The organism is Caulobacter sp. P1_D6 (genome assembly GCF_056406095.1).
The window spans coordinates 1-14,578 of the sequence record NZ_JBFUAW010000004.1; the positions used below are offsets into that span (position 1 = coordinate 1).

The 14,578-nt window shown below is 71.3% G+C and carries 16 protein-coding genes; 10 read left to right on the top strand and 6 right to left on the bottom strand.

Annotated features, from left to right (window positions below; all coding sequences use genetic code 11):
• Positions 1-96: 96 nt before the first annotated feature.
• Positions 97-1,317, bottom strand: coding sequence for an acetyl-CoA acetyltransferase (locus tag AC1DYP_RS02040; protein ID WP_477044915.1), 1,221 nt, complete (start codon positions 1,315-1,317; stop codon positions 97-99).
• A 133-nt stretch (positions 1,318-1,450) separates the two neighbouring features.
• On the opposite strand from AC1DYP_RS02040, the gene AC1DYP_RS02045 reads away from it, so the two are divergent.
• Positions 1,451-2,395 (top strand): winged helix-turn-helix transcriptional regulator, encoded by a 945-nt coding sequence (locus AC1DYP_RS02045; protein WP_477044916.1) that lies wholly within the window; start codon positions 1,451-1,453, stop codon positions 2,393-2,395.
• Here AC1DYP_RS02045 and dgcA read toward each other — a convergent pair.
• Together dgcA and didA are read right to left on the bottom strand one after the other, a co-directional pair.
• A complete protein-coding gene (dgcA, locus tag AC1DYP_RS02050) occupies positions 2,392-3,405 on the bottom strand; it encodes an N-acetyl-D-Glu racemase DgcA (RefSeq protein ID WP_477044917.1) in 1,014 nt (337 codons plus the stop codon). The genes AC1DYP_RS02045 and dgcA overlap by 4 nt on opposite strands.
• Positions 3,406-3,495: 90 nt before the next feature.
• Positions 3,496-3,705, bottom strand: coding sequence for a DNA damage-induced SOS-independent cell division inhibitor A (gene didA / locus AC1DYP_RS02055; protein WP_477044918.1), 210 nt, complete (start codon positions 3,703-3,705; stop codon positions 3,496-3,498).
• A gap of 126 nt (positions 3,706-3,831) precedes the next feature.
• Between didA and AC1DYP_RS02060 the strand changes: the two genes are divergently transcribed.
• Entirely contained in the window at positions 3,832-4,143 is a 312-nt protein-coding gene (locus AC1DYP_RS02060; protein ID WP_477032035.1) for a polyhydroxyalkanoic acid system family protein, read from the top strand.
• 53 nt (positions 4,144-4,196) lie between these two features.
• On the opposite strand, the gene AC1DYP_RS02065 is transcribed toward AC1DYP_RS02060, so the two are convergent.
• A complete protein-coding gene (locus tag AC1DYP_RS02065; RefSeq protein ID WP_477044919.1) occupies positions 4,197-4,682 on the bottom strand; it encodes a low affinity iron permease family protein in 486 nt (161 codons plus the stop codon).
• A 118-nt stretch (positions 4,683-4,800) separates the two neighbouring features.
• On the opposite strand from AC1DYP_RS02065, the gene AC1DYP_RS02070 reads away from it, so the two are divergent.
• From AC1DYP_RS02070 to AC1DYP_RS02105, 8 genes are all read left to right on the top strand, one after another.
• A complete protein-coding gene (locus AC1DYP_RS02070) occupies positions 4,801-6,072 on the top strand; it encodes a cation:proton antiporter (RefSeq protein ID WP_477044920.1) in 1,272 nt (423 codons plus the stop codon).
• Positions 6,073-6,171: 99 nt separating this feature from the next.
• On the top strand, positions 6,172-8,235 hold the full coding sequence (locus AC1DYP_RS02075) for an ATP-binding protein (RefSeq protein ID WP_477044921.1): 2,064 nt from the start codon (positions 6,172-6,174) through the stop codon (positions 8,233-8,235).
• A gap of 227 nt (positions 8,236-8,462) precedes the next feature.
• The gene (locus AC1DYP_RS02080) at positions 8,463-9,443 is read left to right on the top strand and encodes an ABC transporter substrate-binding protein (RefSeq protein WP_477044922.1); all 981 of its coding nucleotides are present in this window, start codon (positions 8,463-8,465) and stop codon (positions 9,441-9,443) included.
• Complete coding sequence (locus AC1DYP_RS02085) at positions 9,440-10,183, top strand: ABC transporter ATP-binding protein (protein ID WP_477044923.1); 744 nt, start codon at positions 9,440-9,442, stop codon at positions 10,181-10,183. The genes AC1DYP_RS02080 and AC1DYP_RS02085 overlap by 4 nt, the downstream gene beginning before the upstream one ends.
• Positions 10,184-10,289: 106 nt before the next feature.
• Positions 10,290-11,048 carry an ABC transporter permease gene (locus tag AC1DYP_RS02090; RefSeq protein ID WP_477044924.1) on the top strand — a complete coding sequence of 253 codons (759 nt, stop codon included), beginning with the start codon at positions 10,290-10,292 and terminating at the stop codon, positions 11,046-11,048.
• A 130-nt stretch (positions 11,049-11,178) separates the two neighbouring features.
• Positions 11,179-11,925 (top strand): hypothetical protein, encoded by a 747-nt coding sequence (locus AC1DYP_RS02095; protein ID WP_477044925.1) that lies wholly within the window; start codon positions 11,179-11,181, stop codon positions 11,923-11,925.
• Positions 11,922-13,013, top strand: coding sequence for a DUF2336 domain-containing protein (locus tag AC1DYP_RS02100; protein WP_477032043.1), 1,092 nt, complete (start codon positions 11,922-11,924; stop codon positions 13,011-13,013). The genes AC1DYP_RS02095 and AC1DYP_RS02100 overlap by 4 nt, the downstream gene beginning before the upstream one ends.
• A 98-nt stretch (positions 13,014-13,111) precedes the next feature.
• Positions 13,112-13,735, top strand: a complete 624-nt coding sequence (locus AC1DYP_RS02105) for a hypothetical protein (RefSeq protein ID WP_477044926.1) — start codon at positions 13,112-13,114, stop codon at positions 13,733-13,735.
• A gap of 2 nt (positions 13,736-13,737) precedes the next feature.
• Here AC1DYP_RS02105 and AC1DYP_RS02110 read toward each other — a convergent pair whose 3' ends face one another.
• Together AC1DYP_RS02110 and AC1DYP_RS02115 are read right to left on the bottom strand one after the other, a co-directional pair.
• Complete coding sequence (locus tag AC1DYP_RS02110; RefSeq protein WP_477044927.1) at positions 13,738-14,181, bottom strand: hypothetical protein; 444 nt, start codon at positions 14,179-14,181, stop codon at positions 13,738-13,740.
• Positions 14,182-14,255: 74 nt separating this feature from the next.
• Complete coding sequence (locus AC1DYP_RS02115; protein WP_477044928.1) at positions 14,256-14,561, bottom strand: hypothetical protein; 306 nt, start codon at positions 14,559-14,561, stop codon at positions 14,256-14,258.
• Positions 14,562-14,578: the final 17 nt, after the last annotated feature.

Consider the following 14,578-nt stretch of genomic DNA (forward strand, 5'->3'; position numbering starts at 1 on the left):
GGGCGGGGGGAGTAGCGGTGAGGTGGGACCACTCCCCCCACCGGCGCCTTCGCGCCGCCTCCCCCACAGGGGGAGGACCTAAAGCAGGCGGCGTCGTCACAGCCCCACCACCAGACTCACCGTCGTGGTCGTCGAGCCGCCGATGTTCAGGGTCTGCACCGTCTTCGCCCCCTCCACCTGGCAGTCGCCGGCCGCGCCGGTCACCTGCTTGAAGGCGTCCAGCGCCATGCGCACGCCGGTGGCGCCGACCGGGTGCCCCGCGCCGATCAGGCCGCCGGAGGGGTTGACCGGCAGGCGGCCGCCGATGGCGATGGAGCCATCCTCGACCGCCTTCCAGCTCTCGCCCGGCGCGGTCAGGCCCAGATGGTCGATGGCCATGTATTCGGTGGCGGTGAAGCAGTCGTGGACCTCGACGGCGTGGACCTGCGACAGGTCGGTGATCCTGGCCCTGGCCCGGGCCTCCTCGATGGCGCGGCGCACCTGGGGGAAGACATAGGGCTGGTCGCGGCTGGCCTCGACCTTGCGGGCGTAGCTGATCGGGGCCGAGCGATGGCCCCAGCCCTTGATGCGCGGCAGGCTCTCCAGCGGCACGCCGCGCAGGAAGGCGTAGGCCCGGGCCCGGCGCTCCGACGCCAGGAACACCACCGCCGTGCCGTCCGTCACCTGGCCGCAGTCCTGCTTGCGCGTGCGGCCCTCGACCACCGGATTGGCGACGTCGTCGGCGGTGAAGGCCTCGGGGCCGAACCGCCAGTCGCGGGTCTGGGCGTTGGGGTTGCGGCGGCCGTTGGCGAAGTTGTTCTGGGCGATCGCCATCAGGTGTTCGTACTTCAGGCCGTGGCGGCGGTCGTATTCGTCGGCCAGGTCGGAGAAGGCGCGCGGCCACAGGAAGCGGGCGTCCTGGAACTCCTCGCCCACCCAGGCGGCCGAGCCCAGGTGTTCGGCGGCGGTCTGGCCGGGGACGTTGCGCATCTGCTCGATCCCGACCACGCAGGCCAGGTCGTAGCGGCCGGCCTCGATCTCGGCGGTCGCCGCCAGGATCGCCACGCTGCCGGAGGCGCAGGCCGCCTCGTGGCGCGCGGTCGGCAGGCCGTCCAGGGCCGGATGCACCTGGCCGAAGAAGCCGCCCAGCAGCCCCTGCCCCGCGAACAGCTCGCCGGCGAAGTTGCCGACATGGCCGGTCTCCAGGTCCCCGGGGTCCAGGTCGACGGCGGCCAGCCCCTCGCCCACCGCCTGGGCGAAGGCGTCGGTCAGGCTCAGGCCTTGCCGCGCCCAATTGACCGAAAAATCGCTCTGCCAGCCGCCCAGGATATAGACCATGGCCGTCGCCTCCCGCTCGCAACCCCAACTCGCCGATGTGACCTCGGCTTAGTGAGTCCGACTATACAAGCGACCCCTCGCGAGACAATGCTCCGCGTTGACACACCGACGCGAAACACCCGAACCAAGCATCATGACCGAGGTCGCCGCCCCCCCTGCTTCAATGGTCCGCGCCAGCTCGGCCGCGCGGGCCCTGAACCTGATCGGCGACCGCTGGACCCTGCTGACCCTCTACGCCGCCTTCATGGGCGAGACCCGGTTCGACGGCCTGGTGCGGTTGACGGGCATGGCGCGCTCGCTGCTGGTCGATCGGCTGGCGCGGCTGGAAACGGCCGGCGTGCTGGAGAAGCGGCCCTACCAGGACCGTCCCGTCCGCCACGGCTATCACCTGACGGCGATGGGCAAGGACCTGTACGACGCGGCCCTGATGATCCTGCGCTGGGAGACCCGCTGGCACTATGACGAGACCAGCCCCTCGCATCGCATCGAACACGCCGCCTGCGGCAAGCCGCTGGTCGCCGAGCTGGTCTGCAAGGCCTGCGACCGGCCGGTCGAGGCGCGCGACGTCGAGCTGATCCCCGGTCCGGGCGCCGGGCTGGAGCCGGCGCCCCGCGCCCGCCTGCAACGTCGCTCGACCGTCGAGACCGCCCAGCCGCTGACGCCGATGCTGGAGCGCTCGATCGCCGTGCTGGGCGACCGCTGGACCGCCCACTTGCTGGCCGCGGCCTTCTACGGCCGGCGGCGGTTCAACGACCTGCAGGCCGAGCTGGGCGCGGCGACCAACATCCTGGCTGACCGGCTGACGCGGCTGACGGCCCTGGGCATGCTGGAGCGGCGGCTCTACCAGGCCCGGCCCGAGCGCTGGGAGTACCGGCTGACCGACGAGGCTCGCGACCTCTTCCCGCTGATCGCGGCCCTGATGGCCTGGGGCGATCGCTGGCTGGCGGGCGAGGCCGGGCCGCCGGAGGTGCTGATCCACAAGCCGTGCGGACATCCGCTGGAGACCAAGGTGCGGTGCGGCGAATGCCACGGGGCGGTGGACGTAAGGTCGACGCGGCTACCTGAAACGCCGCGCTAGAGCCACAGCCCCGTCGCCGTAACGCCATCCCCCCAGAACCCTTCGGCCGGCCTCGTCATCCGCCCGTCCGCCACCCGGCAGCCGCCGGGGTGGTCCTCGGCCAGCCACCAGGGCCCGTCCAGGTCGGCGAAGGCGCACGAACCCGCCAGGTGCAGGGCGGGCGCGATGGCCAGGGACGAGGCGACCATGCAGCCGACCATCAGCGTGAAGCCGTGGTTGCGGGCCTCCTCCAGCATCAGCAGGGCCTCGGTCAGGCCGCCCGACTTGTCGAGCTTGAGGTTCACGGCGCGATAGCGGCCGCGCAGGGCGGCCAGGTCGTCGGCGGTGTGCACCGACTCGTCGGCGCAGATCGGATAAGGCGGGTCGTAGCCCTCCAGCGCCTGGTCCTGGCCGGCCGGCAAGGGCTGCTCGACCAGGGCGATGTTGAGGTCCGACAGCACCGGCTTGAGGCCGTCGAGGATGGTGAAATCCCAGCCCTCGTTGGGATCGACGATCAGCCGGGCGTCCGGGGCGGCCTTGGCCACGGCCAACAGGCGGCCGGCGGGATCCTCGGCCGACAGCTTGACCTTGATCAGCGGCGCGGAGGCCACGGCCCGGGCCGCCGCGCCCATGGCCTCGACGCCGTCCAGGCTGACGGTGACGGCGGTGACCAGGCTGTCGGGCACGCGCAGGGCGGTCAGGGCCTCGACGCTGAGCCCCTCGCGCTTGGCCCGCAGGTCCCACAGGGCGCAGTCCAGGGCGTTGCGGGCCGCGCCGGCCGTCAGCAGCGCCAGGGCGTCGTGCGGCCGCGCGCCGTCGCGCAGGGCCTGGGCGGCGGGCTGGAGCTGGGCGACCACGCTCTCGACCGTCTCGTCGTAGCGGGCGTAGGGCACGCTCTCGCCTCGCCCGACCAGCTCGCCTTCCACGACCTCGACCACCACCACCTCGGCGGCGGTCTTGACCCCGCGCGAGATGCGGAACGGGGCCTTCAGGCGGTGGTTGACATGGGCGATCGAGACGGTGCGCTGCATGTCCCTGCCATCCCACCGTCTGGCGGATTTGGCTAGAGCATGGCAGCCGAAAGTGGATGCCGGTTTCGGCGCCCGCCATGCTCAAAATATCTAGTCGCGACGGCGGATCGGCGAGTCGGCGCGGCGCTCGCGGAGCACCTGCATGGCCAGCCGGGGATCCCACACGAACAGCGCGCCCCAGACCAGCAGCACGCCGGCGTAGTTCAGCGCGCCAATCACGCCGCCGGGACGGCCGGGGCGCGTGAAACGGACCGAGCGGGACCGGGGCTGGAACAGGCTGGGCATGGCGATGTCGGTCATGGCGTCCTCCGTGGATGTCCACACCTTCGTCGACCGATGCGTCAGTTCCGGACGTATGATATGGCCGCTTCGCCCCCATATCTCGCCGACGGGCGTTTAGACCCGCAGAGCAGGAGCGCCACGGGCATGAGCAAGCCGGTCACCATCACCATTCCCCACGCACTGGGCGCCGCCGAGGCGCACCGCCGCATCGAGGAAGGGTTCGGCCAACTGCTCAGCCAGACCGGCGGCATGGTCAAGGACGTCCAGAAGTCGTGGGCCGGCGACGCCCTGACCTTCTCGGCCCAGGCCATGGGCCAGCCGATCTCGGGCGTGCTGACGGTGTTCGAGGACTCCGTGCGGATGGACATCGTCCTGCCCGGCCTGCTGGGCGTGATCGCCGGCAAGATCACCGGCCAGGTCAAGAAGCAGGGTACGTTGCTGCTGGAGAAGAAGTAGCGCTCAAAAACATCCGCTCATCCCGACGAATGCCGGGATGAGCGGGATTGGGGCTACGACGTCTTAACCCGCCGCGCCGGCGCGTCCTTGGCGGCCGGGCGCTTGGCCGGTGGACGCTTTGCCTTCGGCGAGGCCTTGGCGCCCTTGCGGGACTCGCGCTCGGCCGCGACCTTCTCCAACCGGTCCTGGGCGATCTGGGCGTGCTCGGTGCAGCGGGCGTGCATGGCCGCCAGCTCCTTCTCGGTCAGCTTCTCGATGCCGATGAAGTCGTTCTCGGCCTCGGAGGTCAGGATCAGCTCGTCCAGCTTGGTCTGAACCGCCGCGCCGTCGCGGTTCTGGGTGTTCTGGATCAGGAACACCATCAGGAAGGTGATGATCGTGGTTCCGGTGTTGATCACCAGTTGCCAGGTTTCCGAGAACTTGAAGATCGGCCCGCTGGCGGCCCAGACGACGACCAGCAGCACGCAGAGGATGAAGGCCGGCGGACTGCCGGTGACCCGCGCCGTGGCGTTGGCGAATTTGGCGAACAGCTTATCCATGACGCTCCCAGCTCTCGGACCTGAAGATCCGGGGTCATAACGCCCGACGAGGTCGCCGGGTTCGGGGCGGTTCGGATCCCAGGCGCCTCCGCTTACCCCGCCCACGCGTTAGGGACGGATGTTCGATCCGTATCTGCTGTTCCTGCTCGGCCTCGGCGTCGTCGTGCTGCTGGTCGCGTGGCTGCCGATGGCGCTCAGCCGCCTCCCGCTCTCCCTGGCCATCCTCTGCGTGCTGATCGGCGTGGTGGTGTTCCAGGGCGGCCTCCTGCCCTTCCATTCCGATCCGGTGAGGTTCTCGACCCTGACCGAACGGATGACCGAGATCGTGGTGATCGTCTCGCTGATGGGCGCGGGGCTGAAGATCGACCGGCGGATCGGCTGGCGACGCTGGGGTTCGTCCTGGCGGCTGATCGCCATCACCATGCCGCTGAGCATCGTCGCGGTGACGCTGATGGGCGTCCACGGCCTGGGCCTGGGCCTGGCCTCGGCCTTGCTGCTGGGCGGCGCCCTGGCGCCCACCGATCCGGTGCTGGCCTCGGACGTCCAGGTGGGGCCGCCGCGGTCGGGCGAGGACGGCGAGGCCCGCTTCGCCCTGACCTCGGAGGCCGGCCTCAACGACGGCTTCGCCTTCCCCTTCGTGCACCTGGCCGTGGCCATTGCTCTCGCCGGCGGCGCGGTCGGCCAAGGCCTGGTCACGCACTGGCTGGCGGTCGACGTGCTGTGGCGCGTGGTCGCCGGGGCCGGGGTCGGCTGGGCGGTCGGCAAGGTGCTGGGCTGGGCCACGTTCAAGGCCCCGCACGCCAGGATCTCGGGCACCGGCGACGGCCTGGTGGCCCTGGGCGCGACCCTGGTGGCCTACGGCGTCGCCGAGGCCGCCCACGGCTACGGCTTCCTGGCGGTGTTCGTCGCCGCCCTGGCCCTGCGGGCGACCGAGCGCGACCACGAATTCCACGAAGCCATGCACGACTTCGCCGAGCAGGTGGAGCGCCTGCTGATGATGCTGGTCCTGGTGCTGCTGGGCGGCGCGGTGGCGGGCGGCCTGCTGGACTCCCTGACCTGGAAGGAGGCGGCGTTCGGCCTGGCGCTGGTGTTCATCGTCCGCCCGCTGGCCGGCTGGATCGGCCTGATCGGCGCGCCGCACTCGATGCGCGAGCGCGCGGTCGTGGCCTTCTTCGGCATTCGCGGGATCGGGTCGTTCTACTACCTGGCCTATGGCCTGAACCACGGCGACTTCCACGGCTGGGACCGGCTATGGGCGATCGCCGGCTTCGTCGTGCTGTGCTCGATCCTGATCCACGGTGTCACCGCCACCCCGCTGATGACCCGGATCGACGCCTGGCGACGGCGCGAAGTCTTGCACCAGGACGACCCACAACCAGGACGTGATTGAACTTCACCTTAGGATGCGGCAAAGCGTCACAGCTTCGCGTATCGACGAAACGTAAAGGCCCTGTTCGCGTATTTCTCCCGTCCGGGGAACGGGAAAACAATGCAGGCTAACGTCGCCCATCAGGAACAGCGGCGGCAGGACAGGATCCTGTTCGTCCTGGCCGTGGCGTTGGTGGCCAGCCAGGCGTTCAGCGATTTCCTGACCCGCAACGCGCTCGGCGTCCCGACCCTGTGGCCTTCCAACGCCCTGTTGGCCGGCGGGCTGCTGGTGCTGAACCCGCGCCGTCGCCTGATCCTGACAATCATCGCCGTGATCGGCCACGTGGCCATCGACCTGCTGGTCGGCGACGGCCCGGGCCGCGCGGCGCTGTACACCGTGGTCGACATCGGCGAGGCCCTGCTGGTCTGGTGGGTGACCCGGCGCTTCTTCGGCGGACCGCCGCGCGTGCGGACCATGCGGCAGTTGGCCCTGCTGACCACCCTGACCGCGCCGGTCACCCTGGCGATGGCCGCGATCGCCGCGGCGGTGCTGACCCTGGGCTACGGCCTGCCCTTCGTGACGGTGCTGACCGACTGGTTCCTGTGCGGCGTGCTGGGCATGGCGATCGTCCTGCCCGCCGTGCTGGTGCTGCTGGACAGCGAGCACCGCCGGGCCTTCCAGCGCCCGGTGCTGGAACAGCTGGGCCTGGGCCTGCTGGTGGCGAGCCTGTCGGCGCTGGTGTTCCACGCCAAGGGCCTGCCCGCGCCGTTCCTGCTGTTCCCCGTCGCCCTGCTGGCCGCCTTCCGCCTGGGCCCGCGCGGAGCGGCCCAGACCTCGCTGATCGTCGCCTGCGTGGCCATCCCGCTGACCGTCCACGGGCTGTGGACCCCGCAGATCTCCACCGACTGGTCCCAGGCCCACCAGAACCGGCTGGTCCAGGTGTTCGTCGGCGTGCTGTTCGTCACCAGCCTGGCCACGGGCCTGGCCCTGGCCCAGCAGGAGCGCCTGCGCCGACTGCTGGTGCGCCGCGAGCAGCTTACCCGCGCCGCCCGGGCCCGCGCCCTGGCCGCCAACGAGGCCAAGACCGAGTTCCTGGCCACCATGAGCCACGAGATCCGCACGCCGCTGAACAGCATGCTGGGCTTCTCGCAGCTGCTGGTCGAACGCCGGGACTTGCCGCCCGACGTCCGCCGCCAGCTGACCCTGATCGACAGCGCCGGCACGGCCCTGCTGACCGTCGTCAACGACATCCTCGACTTCTCGCGCGTCGAGGCGGGCCAGGTGGAGCTGCTGTTCCAGCCGACCTCGGCGGCGGCGGTGCTGCACGACGCGGTGGGCATCATCCGGCCCGAGGCCGAGAACAAGGGGCTGACGCTGGAGGTCGAGGTCGTCGATCCGGTTGGCGGCCTGCACGACCTGGACGGCCTGCGCCTGCGCCAGGTGCTGCTGAACCTGCTCAACAACGCGGTGAAGTTCACCGAGGTCGGGCGGATCCGCGCCCGCCTGACCGTCGAGCCCGGCGAGATGGAAGACCGGCTCCGGTTCGAGATCATCGACACCGGCGTCGGCATCGCCATCGAGCAGCAGGGCCGCCTCTTCCAGCGCTTCAGCCAGATCGACAGCTCGGCCAGCCGTCCCTACGGCGGCGCGGGCCTGGGCCTGGCGATCAGCAAGGCGCTGGTCGAGCTGATGGGCGGCAAGATCGAGGTCGACAGCGCCCTGGGTCACGGCTCGGCCTTCTGGCTGGAGCTGCAGGCGCCCCAGGTCGAGGCCTATGACGCCGGCGAGCCCCGGCCGATGGCGGCGCCCGGCGCGGCGCGCATCCTGCTGGTCGACGACCACCCGATGAACCGCGAGATCGGCGCGGCCCTGCTGACCCTGGTCGGCTGCCAGGTCGAGACCGCCGACAACGGCCAGCAGGCGGTGGCCAAGGCGGCGCGCGGCGGCTTCGACATCATCCTGATGGACATCCACATGCCCGAGATGGACGGCTTGGCCGCCACCCGGGCCATCAAGGCGCTGGTCGGCGGGGCCGGCGACGTGCCGATCATCGCCATGAGCGCCGACGCCCTGCCCCAGCAGGTCGAGCGCTGCTACGCCGCCGGCATGGTCGACCACGTCGCCAAGCCCGTGCAGCGTGAGGTGCTGTACGCCAAGATCAGCCGGTGGCTGGCGCGGAAGTAGGCTTCGTCAGAGGCGGCTAACACTGGCCCCCTACGGACCGCTTCGCGGTCGTCTTCCCCCACAGGGGTAAGAGGGTGCCGCGCTTTCTTCGTCCTCCGCCCCCTACGGGGGCGGACAGACCGCGAAGCGGTCAGGTGGGGGCAAGTGGGTGAGCTGCTGACCCCATACTGGGCTTCCCTCCCCAGCCCTCCCCCACTAACCTCCCCCGGCACTTCGGGGAGACGACCATGAAGATACCGCGCCTGGCCGCCCTGGCCCTCTGCGCCGCGCTGGCCGCCTGCTCGCCGGCCAAGAAGGAGACCGCCGAGGTCCCCGGCCGCACCGCGCTGAAGCTGGCCACCGACTGGAAGGGCGAGGCCGAGCTGGGCGGCTACTACCAGGCGCTGGCGACCGGCGAATACAAGAAGCGCGGCCTGGACGTGACCCTGATCCAGGGCGGTCCGGGCGTGAACGTGCCCCAGCTCCTGGCCACCGGCGCGGTCGATGTCGGCGTCGGCTCCAACAGCTTCATCGTGCTGAACCTGGCCAAGGAAAGGGTCCCGGTCAAAGCCGTCGCCGCCTTCATGGACAAGGACCCCCAGGTGCTGATCGCCCACGACGGCCAGGGCATCAATTCCATCGCCGACATGAAGGGCCATCCGATCCTGTTGTCGGACGCCTCGATCACCGCCTTCTGGGTGTGGCTGAAGGCCAAGCACGGCTTCACCGACGACCAGGTGCGCAAGTACAACTATTCGTCCGCCCCGTTCCTGGCCGACAAGTCCGTGGTCCAGCAGGGTTACGCGACGTCCGAGCCCTACCTGATCCAGAAGGAGGGCAAGATCACGCCGAAGGTCTTCCTGCTGGCCGACGACGGCTATCCCGCCTACGCCTCGTTCGCCCTGGTCCCCACCGCGCTGATCGAGAAGAACCCGGCGGCCGTGAAGGCCTTCGTCGAGGCCACGGCGGCGGGCTGGACCAGCTACCTCTACGGCGACGCCAAGCCGGGCGACGCCCTGATCCTCAAGGACAATCCGGAAATGACCCAGGACGTCCTGGACCAGGCCCGCGAGAAGATGCGGTCCTACGGCATCGTGCCCCGCCAGGGCGTGGGCAAGATGGACGACGCGCGCTGGGCCGAGTTCTTCAAGGTCGCCTCCGAGCAGGGCGTGTACCCCAAGGACATGGACTACAAGTCGGCCTACACGCTGGACTTCCTGCCGAAGTGATCGCAGCCCTCCATCAGGTCGAGGTCGACTATCCCGGTCGCGGCCGAGCCCTCGGGCCGGTCGACCTGGCGCTTAGCCCCGGCGAGATCCTCGCCCTGGTCGGACCGTCGGGCTGCGGCAAGTCCACGGCCCTGCGGCTGCTGGCAGGGCTGGAGCCGCCGACGCGTGGAACTGTCACCCGCGCCGCCGGAAAGGGCGAGACCTCGGTGGTCTTCCAGGCCCCGACCCTGGCCCCGTGGATGAGCGCGGCGGCCAATGTGGCCCTGCCGCTGGAACTGGCCGGTACGCCCAGGGCGCAGGCCCGCGAGCAGGCCGTCCAGGCCCTGGCCAAGGTCGGGCTGACCGGCGCCGAGAACGCCCGCCCCGCCCAGTTGTCGGGCGGCATGGCCATGCGCGCCGCCCTGGCCCGCGCCCTGGTCACCCGCCCGCGCCTGCTGCTGCTGGACGAGCCGTTCGCGGCCCTGGACGAGATCACCCGTCGCGCCTTGGCCGACGACGTCCTGGCCCTGGCGGCCGAGCTGGCCCCGGCCGTGGTCTTCGTCACCCACAATGTCGAGGAGGCCGTCTACATGGCGGGGCGCGTCGTCGTGATGAGCGCCGGCCCCGGCCGCATCGCCGGCGAGGTGGCGGTCGAGGGACCGGTGGTCCGCCCGCCGGGCTTCCGCACCACGGCGGCGTTCCGCGAGACGGCCGAGGCGGTGTCGCGGCTGCTGGCCGGGAAGATCGGGGCCGCCGCATGATCCCCCTCAGTCGCTCCGCGACAGCTCCCCCAGAGGGGGAGCAGCTGACGGGTCGATCCTCCCCCTCTGGGGGAGGTCGCCCGAAGGGCCGGAGGGGGCTTGCCGCATGACCCGCCTCCTCGCCCCCCTGCTCCTGATCGCCCTGCTGCTTGCCGCCTGGGAGCTCGCCTGCCGCGCCCTGGCCGTGCCCGTCTATCTCCTGCCCGCGCCGTCGGCGATCGGGGCGGCCCTGGCCGAGGGCTGGCCGCTGCTGCTGGCCAGCGCCTGGAACACCCTGTCGACCGCCCTGATCGGCCTGGCCCTGGCCAGCGTCCTGGCCTGCGGCCTGGCCCTCTTGGTCAGCCTGAACCCGACGGTCGAGGACGCCGTGCGCCCCGTGGCCGTCACCCTGCAGGTGACGCCGCTGGTGGCCATCGGGCCGCTGATGACCATCTGGGCCGGGATCGAGCATCCGCAGCGGGCCGTCGTCGCCCTGGCGGCCGTGGCGGCCTTCTTCCCGATCTTCTCGGGCGCCCTGACCGGTCTGAAAGCGACTGATCCGGACCTTTCCCGCCTGTTCGACCTCTACGGCGCGCGCCGCGTCCAGAGACTGTGGCGCCTGCGCTTGCCCTCGGCCGTGCCCGCCTTGCTGGAGGGGCATAAGGTGGCGGCGGGCCTGGCCGTCGTCGGGGCCGTGGTCGCCGAGTTCGTGGCCGGATCGGGCGGCAATCAGGGCCTGGCCTGGCGGATCCTGGAGGCCTCCAACCGCCTGCAGACCGCGCGGGTGTTCGCCGCCCTGGCGGTGCTGGCGGTGCTGGGCGTGGCGCTGCACGGCCTGCTGAGCCTGGCCGAACGCCGCCTGCTGGCCTGGTGGCGCGGCCGCTGATCGCCGACGGCCAAGGTCGGAAACGCGACATGACACCACAATCTTTCGGCGAGGCCGGGCCGCGTTAGGTCAAGATTAAGCCCGCACGCCTATCAATCAGGCCGATCCCGCGCTCGTTTCGGACCGGTTCATGCGTCTCGCCCTGCTCCTGCCCGTGCTGTTCAGCGTCGCCGCCCCGGCGTACGCCGAGGGCGCGCGCGAGAGCCGCTACGGCCCGACCACGCCCCGGCAGGCGTCCGCCACGGCCGCCGCGCGCTATGACGGCCCGATGCTGGGCTGGTCCAACAAGCGCCAGCCGGCGAGCAATGTCGCCGCGCCCGCGACCTCCGCCCCGGCGCAACCCGCGCCGCTCGCGCCTTGGGCCGGCTACCGGGCGACGCCCGCACCCGCCGTCTACGCCTCGCCCGCCCAGAGCGCGCCTGCCCCCACGCCGCCGACCAGCCTCTACGCCGCGCCGCGCTCCGCGTCCGCCGTCGCCCGGACAACAGCCCCGGTCCCAGCCCAAGCCCCGGCCCCGGCCCCGGCCCCGGCCAAGGATTGGTCGAGCTACCGCAGCTCCCGGATGACCGCCGTCGCCCCACCCGCCCCGCAGCCGCCGCCTCGCGAGGTCGCCGCCGCCGACGTCGCCGCGACCGGCGCGACCGGCGCCCGTTTCTATTCGGTCGATCGCGAATACGGCCTCACGCCCGACGCCGCGCCGAGGGGCACCCCCGACAACCGCGTCCTGGTCACCGCCAGCGAACCGCCCCCCGAGACCAAGGACGCCGTCCCGATGCACGGCTCGGCCGACTGGCTGGCGGCCGGCGCGCGCGGCGATGACGACAATGACGACGACAGCGCGGCCCGCCGCGCCAAGACCCGGAACGAAGGCCTTTGATCCAGTCGCGCCTCCATGACCTCATCGCCCTGGCCGATGAGCCCTCCAGCTCGCGTCGTCGCGAACTGCTGCGCGGCGTCACCGACCTGTTCTTCGCCGCCGATGGTCACGGCGACGTCGAGATGGGTCTGTTCGACGACGTGATGGGCCAGCTGGCCGGCGAGATGGAAGAGGCGGTGCGCATCGAGCTGGCCGAGCGCCTGGGCGCGACCGCCACCCCGCCGCCGACCCTGACCCGCACCCTGGCCAGCGACAGCATCGCCATTGCCCGTCCGATCCTGGAAGGCGCGCCCCAGCTCAGCGAAGCCGACCTGCTGCATGTGGCCCGCACCCAGGGCCAGGATCACCTGCGGGCCATCTCGCAGCGCCCGGTCGTGCCCAGCCTGGTGTCCGACGCCATCGTCGAGCGCGGCGACGACACCACCCTGGGCGTGCTGCTGCGCAACGAGGGCGCGGTGCTGTCCCGCCAGGCCCACGAGGCGGCGGTCGATCGCGCGGCGGCCAATCCGGCCCTGCACGAGGCGGTCATCGATCGCAAGGCCATGCCCATGGACCTGCTCAACGAGATGTACTTCGTGGCCGAGGCGCGCCTGCGCGACCGGATCATGGAGCGCAACGCCGATGTCGATCCGGCCATCCTGGAAGCGGCGCTGAAGGCCGGCCGCAACCGCGTCGCCGCCGGCGACGGCGCCCTGCCGGCCGACTACCAGGCGGCGGTCGACGAGATCGTGGCGCTGAAGCTGCGCGGCGCGATCACGCCCCAGGCCCTTGTCGCCATGCTGCGCAGCAACAGGACCAGCCAGTTCCTGGTGGCCCTGGCCGAGCTGGCCGACATCGACTTCCACACCGCCCGCAAGATCATCGAGCGCCGCGAACTGGACGCCCTGTCAGTGGTCTGCAAGGCGGCGGACTTCGACCGCGCCCTGTTCCTGACCTTCGCCCTGCTGATCCTGGATCCGAACGACAACGCCATGGGCAAGGCCAAGGGCTATGGCGAGCTCTACGCCGCCCTGCCCCGAGAGGCCGCCCTGCGCACCATCCGCTTCTGGCGCATGCGCCGCACGACCGGCGACGTCGCGGCGGCCTAAGGCCTTCCTCCACCAAAGACGTAAATTCGCGCGGAACTGGCGTCCGCCGACGCCGTTCCCTTTCCCGTCGAGGGGCCTTCCGTCTCCGGAGCGCCCTAGTGGAACTGCCCAAGAACAAGACGGCCCTGGCCGCCGGCGTGGCCGTGGCCGCGATCGTGACGACGGCCGCCCTGGGAATGGCGGTCTGGCCCGCGCTGACGCGCCCCGATCCGCCCGCCGAGGCGGTGGGGGACGATGGCCTGCGCATCCGCCTGGTAGAGCCGCCCAAGGCGCTGGTCGCGCGGGCCAGTCCGCTGGACGTCGGCCTGTCCGAGGCCGCCCAGGCCATGGCCAAGGGCCGCGAGGCGCTGTTCGTCCAGACGCCCACCTTCCGTCCCGCGTCGCCGAGACCCCCGCCGACACCACCCCGGTATGCGCCCGCGCGGGTCGCTCAGGTCGACGACGAGGACGATCTCGCGCCGCCGCCCGAGCCGGTCGACGACCGATGGGATCGTGAACGCGAGAGCGGCTACGAGCTTGCCCAGCAACGGTGGGAAGATGAACGCGAAGCCCGGCGTGAGCGCGATCGACGGGCGGCCTGGGAGCAGGCGCAGCGCGACGATCGCCGACGCTGGGAAGAGGCTCGCGAACGGGATCGCTACGACGCCGAGCGCCATGACGATCGCTACGATCCCCCGCCGCCGCCGGAAGACGACGACGCTCCGCCGCCCAGGCGCTGGTGAGCCTAGCCGCGCCGGCCCTGCATCAGGGTCAGCAGCCAGCCGACGCCCAGGCCGCCGGCGACGGTCAACGGCAGAGTCACGATGTCGGGCGTGGGTTCGTGCAGCCACAGATCGCGGCCGGCCAGCAGGCCCCAGACGACAAGGCCCCAGACGGCGCCGTGCACCGCCCACGGATACCGGTCCATCCATCCGCGCAGGCCGGTCCGAGCCGGCAGTTCTTCGGCGGGTTCGACGGGACCGCCGCAGGCGGTGCAGGTCCAGCCGCCCCAGGGCCCGTGCGGCGCGGCGCCGGGACCGATCGGCGTCCCGCAGGCCTTGCAGCGCGCGGGCTCGGCGCGACGGCGGACCACCGACGGCAGGCCGCGCAGTCCCATGATCACGATGAAAAGATAGATGAGGAGATAGACGACCCGCGAGACGTCCAGGTCCTCGAAACTTCCGCCCATGCCCGCCCCCGAAACGCTGCGCCGCCAAAGTTAGGGCGTGTCGCGTCTCGGGTCGAGGCTTCGGGACGAACCGTTTAGCGGATGCGGATGCGGACCGGGACGTCGATGAACGAGCCGGCGCGGCTCTTGCCGTCGGGGCCCATCAGCTCGACCTGGAACTGCGAGGCCATCGAAACGGCGGCCTTGCCGACGCCCATGTCGGCGGGGAATTCGCTTTGCACCGAGCAGGCGGTCAGACCGCCGTCGCGCTTGACCATGCAGCTCAGCATCGCTTCGGCGATCTGCGGCTGGACGTCCTTCACCTGGGTGACGGCGGGCTGATCGGCGATCGGAGTCGGAACGATCGAAACAGCGGCGGCGGCGAGCAACGAAGCGATCACTGGGTCTTCCCTACTGG